The following is a 16,221-nucleotide window of genomic DNA, read 5'->3' on the forward strand; positions in this document are numbered from 1 at the left end:
GCAGAGCTAGGCAATCCACTCAAGTGCACCGGCCCCCTAAAAAGCCGATGCGCTTTGTACGGTACAACAGTTGAACGCGAATGTCACATTCAGGTCACGGGGTGTGTCACGAATGCGAGAGACAACCATCAACTGTACTTAGAGCCAGCCCATGGGGTCAACGACTTCACCGTTGACCTGTACTTCAAAGTGGAGGTGGCAGCCTGTGGAGGCGCCCGTGGTGCCGCTCAGCGCCACAGTGTCGCCGCGGCTTACCGTCTGGCCTACTTTAACGGTGAAGGACGACAGGTGGTTGTACGTGGTCTCCAGGCCGTTGCCGTGGTCTACCACAACGCGGTTGCCTCCGCCGTACTCGTGCCATCCGGCAAAGGTGACCTTGCCACTGGCCGCGGCATGGACGGCGGTGCCGCACTGGGCCACGAAGTCCTGGCCGCGGTGGAAGTCGCCGGAACCACCCGTGAGGGGGCTGACGCGGTAGCCGAACGGGGAAGCCGTCGTCAGGGTGTCCAGGGGGCTGGCCATGGTGCCTGTGGACGAGGCGCGCTGGATGCTGCCGGCGGACTGCGCGCTGAGCAGTTGCTTCAGCTTGCCGTCGGGGTCGGCTGCGGTAGCTACTGCGGCACGGCTGAAATCGATCTTGGCTGATGCAGCGGCCGAAACCTCGGGCTGGCTGCCACCGGTGACGGCCAGGGCCGACTCGGTCTGGCCGGATTCCGAGGTGGCCATGACCGGGCTCGTGGCCGGCAGACCGACAGTCAGGGCAAGTCCGGTGGCGGCAAGCGCAACTCCGGCCTTTTGCCCGACGCCACTGGCTGCGGCGAAGTCGGCAACCTGGCGCAACGGGCTCTTACGGCGACGCACCTGGCGTTCGGTGTCGCGTGGCCGGATCTCCGATACGACGCGGGCTGGCCGCAGCTCAGCAGCGGGGCCGGACGCGCGGCGGCGGCCCCTGACGTTCTGCGTTGTCAAACTCTGTTCCTCTCTGAAAAGCCTGCGAAGTTAGCTGTCGGATTCGGGTCAGAGAGTTCAAAGACCCGGTCCGCACGAAGCGCTCACGGCACACAGGTATCCCAGGAGGGACTTGCGTCAATGGGCACTTCTGCTGCGGACTTCACCCCAAGGCTGCTTCTTTAGACAGCCGCTTGTGGTTCCCCCGCCTCTGCCAGTGGTGGATGACACACCTGTTCCGCTGGCAGAGCTCGGCTCCGGAACAGGTAACGCTTTGGTATCAGCGCTAGTAGATAACTATAGGCGATTAAGCCCCGCAGTAATAAATTCGTTATCAACAGGAACAGGCATGGCGCGGCGGTCCCTTATCACTAATCCTGAAAAACCGCAGGTCACACGCGCGCCAACAGCTCGAAAGTGAGATATGACACCGCGTGAAGGGAAGGGGGCGTCAGCTGACGGAGACGAAGACGTGCGCCGCCACCTCGGGCGGAAGTTCCAGTGCACCCTCGATGCCGGGGACCCGGACGGAAATGTACTCTCCCACACGCTCCAGCGAGACGGCCGCGCCGGGGCGGATACCGCCCTCATCCAACTGGGTGAGGAGTTCAGGCTCAACCTGGATGGGCTCCGCCAAACGGGTGACCGCCACGCGGGAATTCGGCGCATAGCCGTCCATGGCCTGCAGGAGGTTGACGTCGAGGCGGGGGAACGGTTGGCTGGCAAGTCCACCGAGCGCTTCAAGGCCCGGGATGGGGTTGCCATACGGGGATTCGGTGGGGTGTTCCAGGAGTTCGTAGAGCCGGCGCTCCACACGCTCGCTCATCACGTGTTCCCAGCGACATGCTTCGTCGTGGACGTAGGCCCAATCCAAGCCAATGACATCAGCCAGGAGACGCTCGGCGAGGCGGTGCTTTCGCATGACCTCGGTGGCGCGCTTCCGCCCCACCTCGGTCAATTCCAGGTGGCGGTCGTTGGAAACAATCACCAGGCCGTCGCGCTCCATGCGTCCGATGGTCTGGGAAACAGTGGGTCCGGAGTGCCGCAGCCGCTCGGCGATGCGGGCCCTGAGAGCCACAATGTTTTCTTCTTCAAGCTCCAAAATGGTCCGAAGATACATCTCAGTGGTATCGATCAGATCCGTCATCCAGCTCAGCTCTCCTCGAACGCAGTTCCTTGCGTAATCTCCACCGTACCGCGTCCCTTGCCGGGTGGACGGTGTGCACCGCCGCCCCATGAACGCCAACCACCAGCCTAGCTTATTTGGAATTACTCTGGATAATTCCGGTCGCATATGGTTGGCCGGCGTTCCACGTGGCGGACTATGACGGCCACGTGTTCCTGCCTCCGCGCCCGGTCAGGCAGAATTGGGGTGTCGAAGGGGCAGATAATGCCACCTGCCACGACCCATCTCTAGCCGATACCCATTGGAGCCACACGTGAGCGACAACAGCATCACCATTCCCGCCGATCTGCTGCCCAAGGACGGCCGCTTCGGCGCTGGACCGTCCAAGGTCCGTCCGGAACAGATCGAGGCCTTGTCTGCCGCGTCGTCCACCATTCTCGGCACGTCCCACCGCCAGGCTCCGGTCAAGAACCTTGTGGGTTCGGTCCGGGAAGGCCTCAGCCAGTTCTTCCGTGCGCCCGAAGGATATGAAGTTGTCCTCGGCGTCGGCGGATCCACGGCATTCTGGGATGTCGCCGCATTCGGCCTGGTGGAGAAGAAGGCCCAGCACCTCTCGTTCGGCGAGTTCGGTTCGAAGTTCGCTGCTGCCACCAACAAGGCGCCGTTCCTTGATGCCTCCTCGATCATCAAGGCCGAGCCTGGCACCCGCCCGGTGTCGCAGGCCGAAGCCGGCGTTGACGTTTACGCCTGGCCCCAGAACGAGACCTCCACGGGTGTTGCGGCTCCCGTCAAGCGTGTCCAGGGCGCCGACGACGGCTCCTTGATCCTGGTGGACGCGACGTCCGCTGCCGGCGGCCTGGATGTCGACGTCGCCGAGTCCGACGTCTACTACTTCGCCCCGCAGAAGAACTTCGCCTCCGACGGTGGTCTCTGGCTGGGCCTCTTCTCCCCCGCCGCCCTGGAGCGTGCGGCACGGATCAAGGCCAGCGGCCGCTGGATCCCGGACTTCCTGGACCTGCAGACGGCCATCGACAACTCCAAGCTGAACCAGACGTACAACACGCCTTCCCTGTCCACGTTGGTCACCTTGGACGCCCAGGTGCAGTGGCTCAACAGCAACGGTGGCCTGGACTTCGCCAGCAAGCGCACGGCGGACTCCGCCAACCGCATCTACTCCTGGGCCGAGGCCTCGGAGTACGCAACGCCGTTCGTCACGAACGCCGAAGACCGCTCCAACGTCATCGCTACCATCGACTTCGACGACTCCATTGACGCCGCAGCCATCGCCAAGGTCCTGCGCGCCAATGGCGTGGTGGACACCGAGCCTTACCGCAAGCTCGGCCGCAACCAGCTGCGCATCGCGACGTTCGTCGCCATCGAGCCGGACGACGTTTCCGCCCTGCTCGCCAGCATCGACTACGTGGTGGGCGAACTGAAGAAGTAGCACCACAGGCTGCCAGTCGGCGTCGTTCGGAAAGTTCCGGACGGCGCCGCTGCCGTTTAACGCCGCTGCCTGTTAAGCCACGACGACTAAGCCGCCACCCACGAGAGCCCGCTTAGCGAACCAGCCCCGGGCCGTCGTCGTCCTCGGTGACCGGACGGGCCAGCAACGACTCCACCCGGAAATGCCGCAGGCCACTGGCGCGGCGGTCGAAGCGGAGGCGCAACTGCTTGGCGCGGATGATCCAGGCCAAACCCACGACGGCGGCGCTGACGCCGGCCAACGCTGCAACGCCCACGGCCCACCGCGGCCCGCCAACGTTGGCCACCCACCCCACCAGCGGCGCTCCAATCGGGGTGCCACCCATGAAGATCGCCATATACAGGGCCATGACCCGCCCGCGCATGACAGCCTCGGTGGTGGACTGCACGTAGCCGTTGGCGCTGGTGATCAGGGTCAGGGCGAACAGGCCGCAGGGAACCAGGGCCAAGCCAAAGAGCGTGGCATTGGGGGCCAGGGCCGCCAACGCGCTGGCGACGCCGAATCCACCTGCGGCAATGAAGATCAGACGCAGGCGTGGCCGTCCGCGTCGGGCAGCCAGCAGGGCGCCGGTCACGGATCCGATGGCCATGACCGAGTTCAGCAGCCCGAAGGCTCCGGCATCCATCCCGAACTGGGTGCCCACCATCGCGGCAATGAAGAGGGGAAAGTTCAGTCCGAACGTGCCCACAATGAAGACGGCTGCCAGAACCACCTGGATATCGGGTCTGTTGCGGACGTAGCGGAGGCCCTCACGGATCCGCCCTTTGCCCGCGGCTGCCCGGGGCTGGACTCGAAGCGAGGACGCCGGAATGAGCTTCAGCGCCCAGAGCATGGCAACAAAGGACACAGTGTTGATCAGGAACACCCAGCCGGGACCCACCAGCACCGTCAGCACACCGGACACGGCCGGTCCGATCATCCGTGCCACATTGAAGGAGGCACTGTTGAGGGCTACTGCGTTGGGCAGGTATTCGTCGGTCACCAGCTCGGAGACGAAAGTCTGGCGGACGGGAGCGTCCAAGGCCGTCACGATGCCCAGCAGCAACGCGAAGACATAGACGTGCCACAGTTCAGCCACCCCCAGCAACACCAGGATGCCCAGGCCCGTGCTCAGGAGCGCCATGGCTACCAAGGTGATGAGGAGCAGTTTCCGCCGGCTGTAGCGGTCGGCCAGCAGCCCTGCCCAAGGGGCGAGGAACAGCTGGGGACCCAGTTGGAGGGCCAAGGTAATACCCATGGCTCCGGCGTCGTGCGCGGTCAGGTGGTCAAAGACCAACCAGTCCTGCGCGGTACGTTGCATCCACGTGCCGATGTTGGAGATCAGGGCACCGAAGAACCAGATGCGGTAATTGAGGATTCCGAGTGACCTAAAGGTGGACATCAGCGTCCGCCTCCACTCTGGTCACCCCGGGTTTCCGCAATGCTTATTCAGCCCCGGCTTCGTCGTAGTCCTCGTCGGAGTCTTCGGACTCGTCCGCGTCCCCGGCATCCTCAGCGGACTCAGTCGCCTCGTCTTCGTCGGCCTGCACGGACTCTTCCGTGACATCCCCCACGGTTTCCTCCACCAACGGTGTCTCGTCCTCAGGGCGGACACGCTTGGCCCACGGCACCCATTCGGGCGCCAGGATGGAGTCTTCGGAGGGCAGCAGGCCAAGTTCGCTCACGGTGACAATCTTGGACCGTGAATTGCGGGTCACCACGGCATACCACTGCCACCCACCGTAGCCGGCAAGCCTGGATTCAAACAGGTGGGTCACCACACGGTCGCCCTCGGACTTGGCACCGAGGTGTGCCCCGACTTCGCCGGGGCTGGCAATGCCCTCCACTGCCTCACGGGCAACCTCGACGGCGGCAGCGAGGAAGGCGTCCGGCTTGCCGATGCGCCACACGGGCAAACCGGCACGCGGCCTGTCGGCAACCGGCTTCCGCGCGGGGGCTTCCCCGATGCCAGGAGCCTGGGCAGCGTCAGGACCGGCTGCAGGGTTTGCCTGGGCGCCCCTTCCGGCCTTTGTTTCCTGTGCGGATTCCGATGTCATGGCCAGTCCTAGGCTTCCAGCTCGTCGGCAACCTTGCGCAGCGCCAGGCTGATGGCCTTGGCCTTGTTGCCGTCCGGGTATTTGCCGGAGGACAACGAGCCGGAGAGATTGTCCAGAACAGTCACCAGGTCCTGCACCATGGGGGCGAGGTCCTTGGCGTTCATCCGCTTGGCCTTGGCAAGGGAAGGCGTCTTTTCCAGGACGCGCAACCCCAGTGCCTGTGCTCCGCGGCGGCCGTCTGCCACACCGAACTCCACGCGGGTTCCAGCTTTGAGCTCCGTTACGCCCGCAGGCAGGGACGTCTTGGGCAGGAATACTTCCTGGCCGTCCTCAGCCGCGAGGAATCCGAAGCCTTTTTCCTTGTCATACCACTTGACCTTGCCGGTAGGCACGTAATCAACCTTCTTCGTTTCTTGCTCTGGGAGACACGCCGGGCCAAACACCGCATCCGCAGGGTTCTGCGGGATCGAGGGTGACAGCCCGGTCCGTGTTGGTCTGTTCCTTCAAGGTTATCCTGCCCGGCCCGCTATTCCCGCCTTGCCGCGATCACAGAGGGCCGGAGCCGTTCCGAAAGGGCGGCCTCGACGCAGCAATACCTCCCATTCCGGCGCTGCTGCTAGCGTTGGGGACATGACTTCCCCGGGTTACCGCCGCCCCCTCATGATCATCGCCGCAGTGATTGCGGTGGCCTCCTTGGCCTCCGTCGGCGCCGTCATGGCGATCGCTTACAACAGCGGAACGGCCCCGGCGTGGATTACGTCGACTGCCCTTTACGGGCTGCCCGTAGCCTTCATGCTCGCGGTGGTCCTGGTGCTGGACGCTGTCCGCCAGCGCCGCCGGCAATAACCGCCCCACTGACAACCAGCTGACCTGCTGACAGGCAGCAACGGCCCGGGGGCGGTAACGTTGGATTGATGTCCCTCATACGCGCGCTCAGCAAGGAACTGGAAGCGCGCAGCGACGATTCGCTGCGGGCCTTGTTTGCTGCGCGACCGGACCTGATCTCCCCCATGGCCCCCGACTTCGCGGCCCTGGCTGCCAGGGCGAGCGCCCGCGTCAGTGTGCAGCGGGCCTTGGAACGCCTGAACAAACCTGAGATGCAGGTCCTTGAAACACTCCATCTCTGCACCAACGCCGATACCGGCCACAGCATCTCCGCAGCCGGCCTGAAGAAGGTCATTGCCGGGTCCACTCTTTCGGCGCTGGACCCGATCCTCGCCAAATTGCAGGATCTGGCACTCGTCCATCGGGCGGACCCACCCGCTGGCGCACCGGCCACCTCCTCGCGCCAGCGCTTCTACCTTCCGGTGGGCAGCCTCAAGGACGTCATCGGCATATATCCGGCAGGACTGGGCAGGAGCTACACGGAATTGGTGCGGCTGCAGCCCGCCTTTGCCCAGCGTGTTGTGCAGTTGGTGGCCGAACTCCACCAGAGCGGTGCCGGCATCCACCCTGCCAGCACCCCCATGGATGCTGCCCTTGCGCTCCAGCGCTGGACCTCCACACCGGAAAGCCTGCGCTCCATCCTGGCAACGGCACCGGAGCGGACCGTTGGCCTCCTGGACAAGTTCGGCAGCTGGGCCATGGGCGCAGTACCCCAGGCTCAGCGGCGGGCCTCCGTCACCCACGAAAGTCACGACGTCGGGCCTATCGACTGGCTGTTGGCGCGCGGCTTGCTGGTCCCCTTGGACGCCGGCCACGTGGAGCTCCCCCACAGTGTGGGCCTTGCGCTGCGCGGCGGCGCCATTGTGGATGACTTCACGTTGTCGCCGCCGGTTCCGGAGCTGGGCCACACCAGCGCTGCCCTGCGGCGCAACGCTGCCATGGGGGCCATCGCGGAGATCCTGCGGCTGACCGGTGAACTCCTGTTCGCTGTGCGGGAGCAGCCCTTGGCCACCCTCCGGAGTGGTGGTGTGGGTGTGCGCGAACTGCGGCGCCTTGCCGAGTCCATCCGTATGGGCGTCCATGAAACCGCCGTCCTCTTGGAGTTGTGTGCCATGGCCGGGCTGCTCCGCCTGGACGTGGACAGCTCCACTTGGGTGCAGCCACCGTCGCTGGAGTGGCTCAACCTCCCCCGGCAGGAACAGTGGCTTTGGTTGGTCAATGCCTGGCTGGCCAGCGAGCGTGCACCTTCCCTGGTGGGCCAGCCTCTCACCGGTCCTGCGTCGTCGGCCTCCCATCAAGGCGCCGCCGGTACCACCATCAACGCGTTGTCCGCGGAAGCGCAGCGGCCTGATGCCCCGGTGGTCCGACGACGCGTCCTAGAGATCCTGCATGAACTCACCGCGGAAGCCGCCGCACCGGATGGCAAAGCGCCCGTCCTGGATGCCAGGGCAGTGCTGCAGCGGGCCGAATGGTCGCAACCGCGGATGTCGCGGCGGTTCAGTTCACTGGTCCGCGGCATTCTTGAGGAAGCCACGCTTCTTGGCCTGATGGGTTCAGGCGCTTTGACCCAGTTGGGTGCCGCTATTGCCGACGCCCAACCCGAACAGGCCATGACCATCCTCGGCGAGCATCTGCCCGCCGCGGTGAACCACATTCTCCTGCAGGCCGACCTCACTGCCGTGGCACCCGGCTACCTGGCGCCGGAGCTGAGCGAGACACTGCTGTTGATGGCCGACGCCGAGGGCCAGGGCCCTGCGTCCATCTACCGTTTCTCGGCTGCCACCATCCGCAGGGCGCTCGACGCCGGACAAGATGCGGAATCGCTGTTGGCGTTCCTCCGGGAGCACTCGGCCACGGAGGTGCCCCAGCCCTTGGCGTATCTCGTCCAGGACACGGCGTCCCGGCATGGCCGCCTGCGGATCGGCACGAGTGCCAGCTTCATCCAAAGCGATGACGAAACGGCCATCACCGATCTGTTGCGGGAGGCCCGTACGTCGGCATTGAGCCTGGTGCGTATCGCCCCGACTGTCCTGACGTCCTCAGCCAGCCCCCGGGAAACTGCCCGCGTGCTGCGCGAGCTGGGACTTTCCCCTGCCGTGCAAGAGGCCGAGCCCGCCGTCGTGCGTTTCAAACGGACAACAGCGGTGCCGGGCAGTGCCCGCCCTGTCTATACCGCGCCGCGGACGGCTCCCCCGGACGACGACGTTGACGCACAGTTGTCGGTCCTTCGGCAGCACCGCGGAGTGCGGTCCGAAGCGGCGGGCGAGGCGTCCACGCAGCTCGGCCTGGAGACGCTGCAAACCGCCATCCGACTCAAACAGGCCGTCACCATGAATGTGGTGGACAGCTTGGGGAATGCCAACACCGAAACCGTTGTTCCTGTATCCGTCTCCGGTGGACGTGTCAGGGTGTTCGACCCCGCGAAGGACACCGAACGGGTGCTTTCCATCCACCGGATCATCGATGTGGAACCCGCAGGAGAGCTGCGCTCGTGAAAAGGACTCAACAGTGACCGACGGTCCGCTGATCGTACAAAGTGACAAGACCATCCTGCTGGAAGTGGACCACGAGCTCGCCACCGAGGCACGCCATGCCATTGCCGCCTTTGCAGAGTTGGAACGCGCCCCCGAGCACATGCACAGTTACCGGCTGACACCGCTGGGCCTCTGGAACGCGCGGGCCGCGGGGCTGGACGCCGAGCAGGTGCTGGACACCCTGCTGAAGTACTCCCGCTTCCCCGTGCCGCACGCCCTGCTGATCGACATCGCAGAGACCATGTCCCGCTACGGTCGGCTGCGCCTGGAAAAGGATGCCCAGCACGGCTTGGTGATGCGCACCGACGACTACCCCGTGTTGGAGGAAGTCATCCGTGCTAAGAAGATCGCTCCGCTGCTGGGGCCCAGAATCGACGGCGAAACGGTGGTGGTGCACTCCTCGCAGCGGGGCCAATTGAAGCAGCTGCTCCTCAAACTTGGGTGGCCGGCGGAAGACCTGGCCGGGTACGTGGACGGGCAGCCCCACCTCATCATGCTGAACGAGAGCGGCTGGCAGTTGCGCCCGTACCAAAAGCTGGCCACGGAGAACTTCTGGGCCGGCGGCAGCGGCGTCGTCGTACTCCCCTGCGGTGCCGGTAAGACGCTGGTGGGTGCGGCCGCAATGGCGACGTCCTCCACCACCACACTGATCCTAGTCACCAACACCGTCTCTGCCCGTCAGTGGAAGGATGAGCTGCTCAAGCGGACCTCCCTGACCGAAGACGAGATCGGCGAATATTCCGGCGCCGTCAAGGAAGTCCGCCCTGTCACCATCGCCACGTACCAGGTCCTCACCACCAAGCGTGGCGGGCTCTACCCACACCTGGAGCTCGTGGACGGGCACGACTGGGGACTCATCATCTACGACGAAGTCCACCTCCTGCCCGCCCCGATCTTCCGCATGACCGCCGACCTCCAGGCGCGGCGCCGCCTTGGCCTCACGGCCACCTTGGTTCGGGAAGACGGCCGGGAGGGCGAGGTCTTCAGCCTCATTGGGCCCAAGCGGTACGACGCACCGTGGAAAGACATCGAAGCGCAGGGCTACATCGCCCCTGCAGACTGCGTGGAAGTCCGCGTGGATCTGCCCCGCGACGAACGGGTGGCTTACGCCATGGCCGACGACGCGGATAAGTACAGGCTCTGCGCTACCTCGGAAACCAAGACCAAGCTGGTGGAAGACCTCGTAGCGGTCCACAAGGGCGAACAGCTGCTGGTGATCGGCCAGTACATCGACCAGTTGGACGAGATCGCCGAACGCTTGGACGCTCCCCTGATCAAGGGCGAAACCACAGTCAAGGCGCGGCAGAAACTTTTTGATGCCTTCCGCAAGGGTGAGATCCATACGTTGGTGGTGTCCAAGGTGGCCAACTTCTCCATCGACCTCCCCGAAGCCTCAGTGGCCATCCAGGTGTCGGGCTCCTTCGGCTCACGCCAGGAAGAGGCACAGCGGCTGGGCCGGCTCCTGCGCCCCAAGCAGGACGGCCGCGCTGCCCGCTTCTATTCATTGGTAGCCCGCGACACCCTGGACCAGGATTTCGCCGCCAAACGGCAGCGTTTCCTGGCCGAACAGGGTTACGCCTACCGGATCATGGACGCCAAGGACGTGGGCAACGACGTGGGTCAGGAACAGTAAAGCCCCGGCCTGAAGCGGCAAACCCTTGCTATTCATGTCCAGCAACTTTACGATTCCAAGTGAAGCTCTCCGCCCTTAATGGTTGCCCCTGGTCCAGGCATCCAGGCGGCCAGCCGTCGGCGGTGGGGGAAGCCCGCAGCCAGGGAGCCGGCGGTTCGAAGGCCTAGAAGAATCTGAGAATTTTCCACCAGAGGATTCCCCAATGCGCAAAGCCCTCCTGGTCCTCTCCGCGATTGTCCTGCTGTCAGCACTCGCACAGCTGTTCTTCGCCGGATACTTCCATTTCCAGAACACCATCGAAGCCCAGCGTGAAGCGGGCGTCTACCACGCGGTGAACGGACAGTACGTACTCCGATATTCAGCACTGCTCGCCGCGATCGTCGCTGCCATTGCCCGGGTGGGATCCCGGACGATCTGGTTGGCCGCAGGCATTTTCCTGCTGACGTGGCTCCAGTTGTTCATTTTCATCATCGGCGGCATGCTGACAGGTTCTTCGCCGGAATTCATCACCCCGGCAGGTTCGTGGGTTGTCTCAATCCACCCCATCGTCGGCGTGATGATGATCTTCATGTCGTACTGGCTGTTCATCCGCGCCCGGGCGGCAGCCCTCAACCCACAACCTCTGCCTCCCAAAGCTGCATCCACGGATGCTTCAACGTCGCCCTCCACAGCCTGACCAGCGGCAGCTGTGACCACCTCACAGCTGTTGGCGGTTGACCTGGTGTTGTCCGTCCTCGCGGCCGGCGCCTGGATCACCGCTGTTTGGTTGACTGTTTCCTCAACCAGGTCCACCACCAACCGCGCTGTGGACGCGTCACGGGCAGCCGGCCTGGGCGTGCTGGTGGTGGGTGTCGCCGTCGCATTGACGGTGGCGCGTTATGCCTTACTTCCTGCTTTGGTGGCCGGCAGTTGGTGGTTTGCCAGCGAACGCACAACCATCAACCTGCCTCTGACCGCCATCCCCGCGGCTTGGGCCGCGCTGGCCGGTGTTCCGTACTTGCTGAGGAGGCGGAACACCGGCTCCACTACTGAGGGAACAACACCGCCGCACCCGGCCCGGGAACACCCGGCCCGGGAACACCCGGCCCGGGCCCGGGAGTGGGCAGTCCTGGCCGTGGTGGCGGCTGCGGCGTCGGCCGTGGCTTCGCTCGCCCTGACGTTCATCCTCGGACCTTTCCCAGCACCGTGGAGCGTCGCGGTGCTATTGGCCCTGATGGTGTTGACGGTGCTGCTGGCCAAGCTCGTGCTGTTCACGCCCCGCCGCCTCAACCGGACAGGGGGTGGAGTTGAGGGCGACGTTGCGGCAGGACTTGAAGGTCGCACCAGCGGCGCTCCGCCATGGGGCAGGCGTCCGACGGCGGCTGCCGCAGTTGCCGGGCTCATGGCGTGTACCGCTTTGGGCTCCGGAGTCTTCGCCTGGCTTGGGAGCCGGTCAGCCGACGGCGCGGTGATCGCGGCCGCCGTCGGGCATCACGAGGGCGGCAAGGCCGCGTCCGTTGCGAATCCGACGCCCGTGACCAGCCTGCTGGGCGAGTCCCCTGCCAATCCCGCGGTCAGGCGCTACGAACTCACGGCCCGGGTGGAGCAAGTGACGCTGCCGTCCGGTCAGCACACGGAAGCCTGGACGTTTGGCAGCCTTCCGGGCCCTGCGTTGGAAGCGACGTTGGGCGAGGTGATGGAGGTGGAGCTCAAGAATCGTGATGTGACTGCCGGCGTCACCCTGCACTGGCACGGCTACGACGTTCCCAATGCCATGGACGGAGTAGCCGGCGCAACCCAGGATGCCGTGATGCCCGGGCAGTCCATGACCTATCGCTTTACGGCCGCCCAAGCCGGCACGTACTGGTATCACACCCACCAGGATTCAGCCGAGGGGGTCCGCAAGGGCCTCTACGGCACCTTCGTCGTGCACGATCCCACCGTGTCCCGCGCAGAAACGGACATCGTGGTGGCCGGACACGACCTCAGCGGTCTGGGGTTGCTGGGCTCCTCAGACCGCACGAGTACGTACTCGGCCGCGCTGGGATCGAGCGTAAGGATGCGGCTCATCAACACCGATTCCCTGCCGCAGCGCTACCTCGTGGAGGGTACGTCCTTCAAGGCGGTGGCGGTGGATGGAACCGAGGTGAACCAGCCTGGGGAGGTGTCCGGCCAGCTGGTGCGGCTGGGGGCCGGTGGCAGGGTGGACATCGCCTTCACCATGACGGACCGGCCCGTGACCCTTCGCTCCGACTCCGCGTCCAGCGCTGTTGTTGTGGCAGCTCCGCCCGATTCCCCTGACGTCACCGTCCCTGAGAAGGCCCCTCCCGGGATCTTCAACACCACCCCTGTGCTCGACCTGCTGGACTATGGCGAACCGAGGGCCGGGTCAGGGCTGGAGGAAGCCACCCTCACCCGGGAAGAGGTGGTTGTCCTGGACCGGCAGTTCCGTTTTGTTGACGGCATACCGCGATACGCGTTTACGGTGAACGGGGCTGCTTACCCACTGGTTCCGTCCATCGATGTAGCCCTGGGCGACACCGTGAAAGTGACGGTGGTGAACCGCACCGCGGACCCCCATCCCATGCATCCCCATGGACACCATGTCCAAGTGCTCAGCAGGAACGGTGTGGCACCCACGGGGTCGCCACTTGTCCTGGACACCGTGGACGTGCTGCCCGGCGAAGTGTGGGAGCTGCTGCTCCACGCTGACAACCCGGGGATCTGGATGGACCACTGCCACAATCTGGATCATGCCGCCGAAGGAATGATGATGCTGCTGAAGTACCAAGGCGTGTCGTCGCCGTTTGTCCATGGCGGCCATGCGGGGAACCGGCCTGAATAGTGCAGGCGGTTCAGCGCCTAAGCAACCATCCGGCGGGTGTTCTGGACGGTGACGTGGTCCACCACGGCCCAGCAGTCCTCGTCACGGAGCTGGGCACTGGCGAAGCGCTCGGCGGCCGCGAGGTCATGGAAGTCCTCCCGCCTGACCCTGCCGGTTTCGCTGTCAAGGTAGGTCACATGGAACTCGGTTTCCACCGTGTCCTGGTGCTGGTGAATGCTGACTGGAGCTGCTGCGTTTGCCATGTTTAAAGTGTGGAACGGGGCACTGACATTATTGGAAGCATCCCCGGGCGTGTTCGGAATTAATCGCATTCAGGCGGCGGTGAGGTACCGCGCGGATACTTCACGCACTGTATCGCTGAGAACGTCCAACACCCTGGAAGCCGTCTTCCATCGCTGCCAATAAAGCGGGACATCGAAAGGCCTATCCGGGGCAAGTTCAATGAGGCTGCCGTCGGCAATATCGGGTCCGCATTGGACCTCCGGGATCAGCCCCCAGCCCAGGCCAAGCCGGATCGCGTCACCGAAATCGTGGGAGGCCGGAACATAGTGGCGGGGCCCGCGTCGTTCCGTCACTGGTTTTCCGGCTTCGCCCGGCCACGACTGCACAAAGGCCCACTGATAGGTGTCCTTACGGTCGAAATCCACAGTGGGGGCTGCGTTGAGGGCCTCTCCGTCCAGGCCTTGGGGGAAATCAGGGAACCACCGGTCCACATAGCCCGGCGCCGCGACGGCCCTGTACCGCATGACGCCCAGGCTTTCCACACGGCACCCTTGCACGGGCTCGGGGGTCGCAGTCACCGCAGCCATGACTGTACCCGAGCGAAGGAGGGACGTTGAGTGCTGCTCGTCGTCCCGGTGGAGGTCGAACGTGACGTTGAGATCCTTGGGGACGCCCGCCAGCGCCTGTAGAAACCACACGGCCAGCGAATCCGCGTTGACCACGATCGGCACGGCAAGCTGCGCCCCGTCCGCACCCAGCCCGAGCTCCCTTCCTGCATCCGCTTCGAGCTGGGCCACCTGGCGGGCCAAGCGGAGAACCACCTCGCCTGCTTCGGTGGCTTTGGCCGGATTGCTCCGCTGCAGCAGGACACGACCCGCGGACTGCTCCAAGGCCTTCAATCTCTGGGACACCGCGGAGGGCGTGATGTGCAGGAGGCGTGCTGCGGAGTCCAGTGTGCCCTCGGCGAGGACGGTGGCGAAGGTCAGCAACTGTTCGGAAGGAAACTGTGGCATAAGAGAATCTTATGCCACATCAGAATCATTAGCTGGTCTAAAGGCAAGGCCGCCCGTAGTTTCAAATGGTGACTTATACCGACTTCCTCCATTCCGCAGGCCTCGGCCTTGCCACAGGCCTGGCCCTCATCGTCGCCATCGGCGCACAGAACGCCTTCGTGCTGAGGCAGGGCATTCGTGGCGAGCACATTGTTCAGGTTGTGGCGGTCTGCGCATTGTCCGACGCCGTGCTGATCGCTGCCGGCGTCCTTGGCACCGGCGCCCTTATTACGGCAGCCCCGGCCGCCGTCGTCGTTCTTCGCTATGTGGGGGCCGCCTTCCTGGTGACGTACGGCACCATGGCCGCACGACGCGCTCTCCGACCCCAGACCCTGACGACCAGTAACGAATCGACCCACGACGGCGGCGCGAAACGCGGCGTCGCAGCGGCCGTCACCACCGTCCTGGCGCTGACGTGGCTCAATCCGCACGTCTATCTGGACATCGCCCTGCTGGGTTCGATCGCCAGCGCGCAGGGTACCCCCCTGCAGTGGTGGTTTGGGGCCGGTGCCATGCTGGGCAGCATCCTCTGGTTCTGCTCGCTGGGCTTTGGCGCGCGTTTTCTCCGTGGCTTCTTCGCGAAACCACTGTCGTGGCGGTTCCTGGACGGCGGCATCGCCGTGACCATGGTGGCGCTGGGCGCGGGCTTGGCGTTGGGTACCTGAGGTGCCGCGTTCGTGCGGGGCGTGAGCCCCATCCAGCCACGCAGTCCGCTCACATGCAGCATCCAGAGAACTCCCAGTTTCTGGGAGCATCATGGATGTCATGAAAAAGAACGGCCCCGAAGCCAAGCTCCTTGTCGTCGATGACGAACCCAACATCCGCGAGCTGCTCTCCACGTCCCTGCGTTTTGCAGGTTTCGAGGTCGTTGCCGCGTCCAATGGCCGCGAAGCCCTCGCCGCAGCCGATCTCCACTCTCCGGACCTCGCTGTCCTGGACGTCATGCTCCCGGACATGGATGGTTTTACGGTGACGCGCCGCCTCCGCGCGGCCGGCAAGCACTTCCCCGTCCTGTTCCTGACCGCGAAGGATGACACCGAGGACAAGGTCACCGGCCTGACCGTGGGCGGGGACGACTACGTCACCAAACCGTTCAGCCTCGACGAAGTGGTGGCACGCATCCGCGCCGTCCTCCGCCGCACGCAGCCGCTGGAAGACGACGACGCCGTGATCCGTGTCGACGACCTTGAACTCGACGACGACGCCCACGAGGTCCGCCGCGGCGGCACCGTCATCGAGCTGTCCCCTACCGAGTTCAAGCTCCTGCGCTACCTTATGCTGAACCCCAACCGGGTACTTTCCAAGGCCCAGATCCTGGACCACGTCTGGGAATACGACTTCAACGGTGACGCCTCGATCGTTGAGTCCTACATTTCGTACCTGCGCCGAAAAGTGGACATCGATCCCGATGCCGCCGCCCTCATCCAGACCAAGCGCGGCGTGGGCTACGTGCTGCGAACGGCAGAGAAGCGCTGACC

General features: G+C 64.7%; 15 protein-coding genes and 1 riboswitch. Of the genes, 8 read left to right on the forward strand and 7 right to left on the reverse strand.

The window, feature by feature from the left end:
- Nucleotides 1-138: 138 nt before the first annotated feature.
- A complete protein-coding gene (locus AB4Y77_RS17055) occupies nucleotides 139-969 on the reverse strand; it encodes a M23 family metallopeptidase (protein WP_311215066.1) in 831 nt (276 codons plus the stop codon).
- Between the two features lie 6 nt (nucleotides 970-975).
- Nucleotides 976-1,205: riboswitch (cyclic di-AMP (ydaO/yuaA leader) on the reverse strand.
- A gap of 194 nt (nucleotides 1,206-1,399) precedes the next feature.
- Nucleotides 1,400-2,095 carry a metal-dependent transcriptional regulator gene (locus tag AB4Y77_RS17060; RefSeq protein ID WP_311215065.1) on the reverse strand — a complete coding sequence of 232 codons (696 nt, stop codon included), beginning with the start codon at nucleotides 2,093-2,095 and terminating at the stop codon, nucleotides 1,400-1,402.
- Nucleotides 2,096-2,387: 292 nt separating this feature from the next.
- Between AB4Y77_RS17060 and serC the strand changes: the two genes are divergently transcribed.
- Nucleotides 2,388-3,518, forward strand: a complete 1,131-nt coding sequence (gene serC, locus AB4Y77_RS17065) for a phosphoserine transaminase (RefSeq protein WP_311215064.1) — start codon at nucleotides 2,388-2,390, stop codon at nucleotides 3,516-3,518.
- 112 nt (nucleotides 3,519-3,630) lie between these two features.
- Here the strand turns inward: serC and AB4Y77_RS17070 are convergent, their stop codons facing one another.
- From AB4Y77_RS17070 to AB4Y77_RS17080, 3 genes are read right to left on the reverse strand one after another with little or no spacing between them, the layout of a single operon-like run.
- Nucleotides 3,631-4,938, reverse strand: a complete 1,308-nt coding sequence (locus tag AB4Y77_RS17070; protein WP_442014740.1) for an MFS transporter — start codon at nucleotides 4,936-4,938, stop codon at nucleotides 3,631-3,633.
- 43 nt (nucleotides 4,939-4,981) lie between these two features.
- Complete coding sequence (locus tag AB4Y77_RS17075) at nucleotides 4,982-5,593, reverse strand: DUF3027 domain-containing protein (RefSeq protein ID WP_442014741.1); 612 nt, start codon at nucleotides 5,591-5,593, stop codon at nucleotides 4,982-4,984.
- Nucleotides 5,594-5,601: 8 nt separating this feature from the next.
- Complete coding sequence (locus tag AB4Y77_RS17080; protein WP_089593906.1) at nucleotides 5,602-5,985, reverse strand: cold-shock protein; 384 nt, start codon at nucleotides 5,983-5,985, stop codon at nucleotides 5,602-5,604.
- Nucleotides 5,986-6,223: 238 nt separating this feature from the next.
- On the opposite strand from AB4Y77_RS17080, the gene AB4Y77_RS17085 reads away from it, so the two are divergent.
- The 5 genes from AB4Y77_RS17085 (at nucleotide 6,224) to AB4Y77_RS17105 (ending at nucleotide 13,469) form a co-directional block, all read left to right on the forward strand.
- Entirely contained in the window at nucleotides 6,224-6,439 is a 216-nt protein-coding gene (locus tag AB4Y77_RS17085; RefSeq protein WP_442014742.1) for a hypothetical protein, read from the forward strand.
- A gap of 68 nt (nucleotides 6,440-6,507) precedes the next feature.
- Nucleotides 6,508-8,973, forward strand: a complete 2,466-nt coding sequence (locus AB4Y77_RS17090; protein ID WP_442014743.1) for a helicase-associated domain-containing protein — start codon at nucleotides 6,508-6,510, stop codon at nucleotides 8,971-8,973.
- 13 nt (nucleotides 8,974-8,986) lie between these two features.
- A complete protein-coding gene (locus AB4Y77_RS17095) occupies nucleotides 8,987-10,645 on the forward strand; it encodes a DNA repair helicase XPB (protein ID WP_311215059.1) in 1,659 nt (552 codons plus the stop codon).
- A 202-nt stretch (nucleotides 10,646-10,847) separates the two neighbouring features.
- The gene (locus tag AB4Y77_RS17100; protein ID WP_311215058.1) at nucleotides 10,848-11,321 is read left to right on the forward strand and encodes a hypothetical protein; all 474 of its coding nucleotides are present in this window, start codon (nucleotides 10,848-10,850) and stop codon (nucleotides 11,319-11,321) included.
- Between the two features lie 12 nt (nucleotides 11,322-11,333).
- Nucleotides 11,334-13,469 (forward strand): multicopper oxidase family protein, encoded by a 2,136-nt coding sequence (locus AB4Y77_RS17105; protein ID WP_442014744.1) that lies wholly within the window; start codon nucleotides 11,334-11,336, stop codon nucleotides 13,467-13,469.
- Between the two features lie 17 nt (nucleotides 13,470-13,486).
- Here the strand turns inward: AB4Y77_RS17105 and AB4Y77_RS17110 are convergent, their stop codons facing one another.
- Nucleotides 13,487-13,711 (reverse strand): hypothetical protein, encoded by a 225-nt coding sequence (locus tag AB4Y77_RS17110; RefSeq protein ID WP_311215056.1) that lies wholly within the window; start codon nucleotides 13,709-13,711, stop codon nucleotides 13,487-13,489.
- Between the two features lie 69 nt (nucleotides 13,712-13,780).
- Complete coding sequence (locus AB4Y77_RS17115; protein WP_442014745.1) at nucleotides 13,781-14,704, reverse strand: LysR family transcriptional regulator ArgP; 924 nt, start codon at nucleotides 14,702-14,704, stop codon at nucleotides 13,781-13,783.
- A 65-nt stretch (nucleotides 14,705-14,769) separates the two neighbouring features.
- Here AB4Y77_RS17115 and AB4Y77_RS17120 point away from each other — a divergent pair, with 65 nt between their 5' ends.
- Nucleotides 14,770-15,408, forward strand: coding sequence for a LysE/ArgO family amino acid transporter (locus AB4Y77_RS17120; protein WP_442014746.1), 639 nt, complete (start codon nucleotides 14,770-14,772; stop codon nucleotides 15,406-15,408).
- 100 nt (nucleotides 15,409-15,508) lie between these two features.
- Nucleotides 15,509-16,219, forward strand: a complete 711-nt coding sequence (locus AB4Y77_RS17125; RefSeq protein WP_089597209.1) for a response regulator transcription factor — start codon at nucleotides 15,509-15,511, stop codon at nucleotides 16,217-16,219.
- Nucleotides 16,220-16,221: the final 2 nt, after the last annotated feature.

The organism is Paenarthrobacter sp. YAF11_1 (assembly GCF_052113445.1).
Taxonomy (GTDB): Bacteria; Actinomycetota; Actinomycetes; order Actinomycetales; family Micrococcaceae; genus Arthrobacter.

Bases quoted from the DNA above. Each gene is read 5' to 3' on its own strand.
- AB4Y77_RS17085 (WP_442014742.1), top strand. From the start codon at position 6,224: ATGACTTCCCCGGGTTACCGCCGCCCCCTCATGATCATCGCCGCAGTG.
- AB4Y77_RS17075 (WP_442014741.1), bottom strand. From the start codon at position 5,593: ATGACATCGGAATCCGCACAGGAAACAAAGGCCGGAAGGGGCGCCCAG.
- AB4Y77_RS17070 (WP_442014740.1), bottom strand. From the start codon at position 4,938: ATGTCCACCTTTAGGTCACTCGGAATCCTCAATTACCGCATCTGGTTC.
- AB4Y77_RS17120 (WP_442014746.1), top strand. From the start codon at position 14,770: ATGGTGACTTATACCGACTTCCTCCATTCCGCAGGCCTCGGCCTTGCC.
- AB4Y77_RS17125 (WP_089597209.1), top strand. From the start codon at position 15,509: ATGAAAAAGAACGGCCCCGAAGCCAAGCTCCTTGTCGTCGATGACGAA.
- AB4Y77_RS17110 (WP_311215056.1), bottom strand. From the start codon at position 13,711: ATGGCAAACGCAGCAGCTCCAGTCAGCATTCACCAGCACCAGGACACG.
- AB4Y77_RS17115 (WP_442014745.1), bottom strand. From the start codon at position 14,704: ATGCCACAGTTTCCTTCCGAACAGTTGCTGACCTTCGCCACCGTCCTC.
- AB4Y77_RS17100 (WP_311215058.1), top strand. From the start codon at position 10,848: ATGCGCAAAGCCCTCCTGGTCCTCTCCGCGATTGTCCTGCTGTCAGCA.
- AB4Y77_RS17090 (WP_442014743.1), top strand. From the start codon at position 6,508: ATGTCCCTCATACGCGCGCTCAGCAAGGAACTGGAAGCGCGCAGCGAC.
- AB4Y77_RS17060 (WP_311215065.1), bottom strand. From the start codon at position 2,095: ATGACGGATCTGATCGATACCACTGAGATGTATCTTCGGACCATTTTG.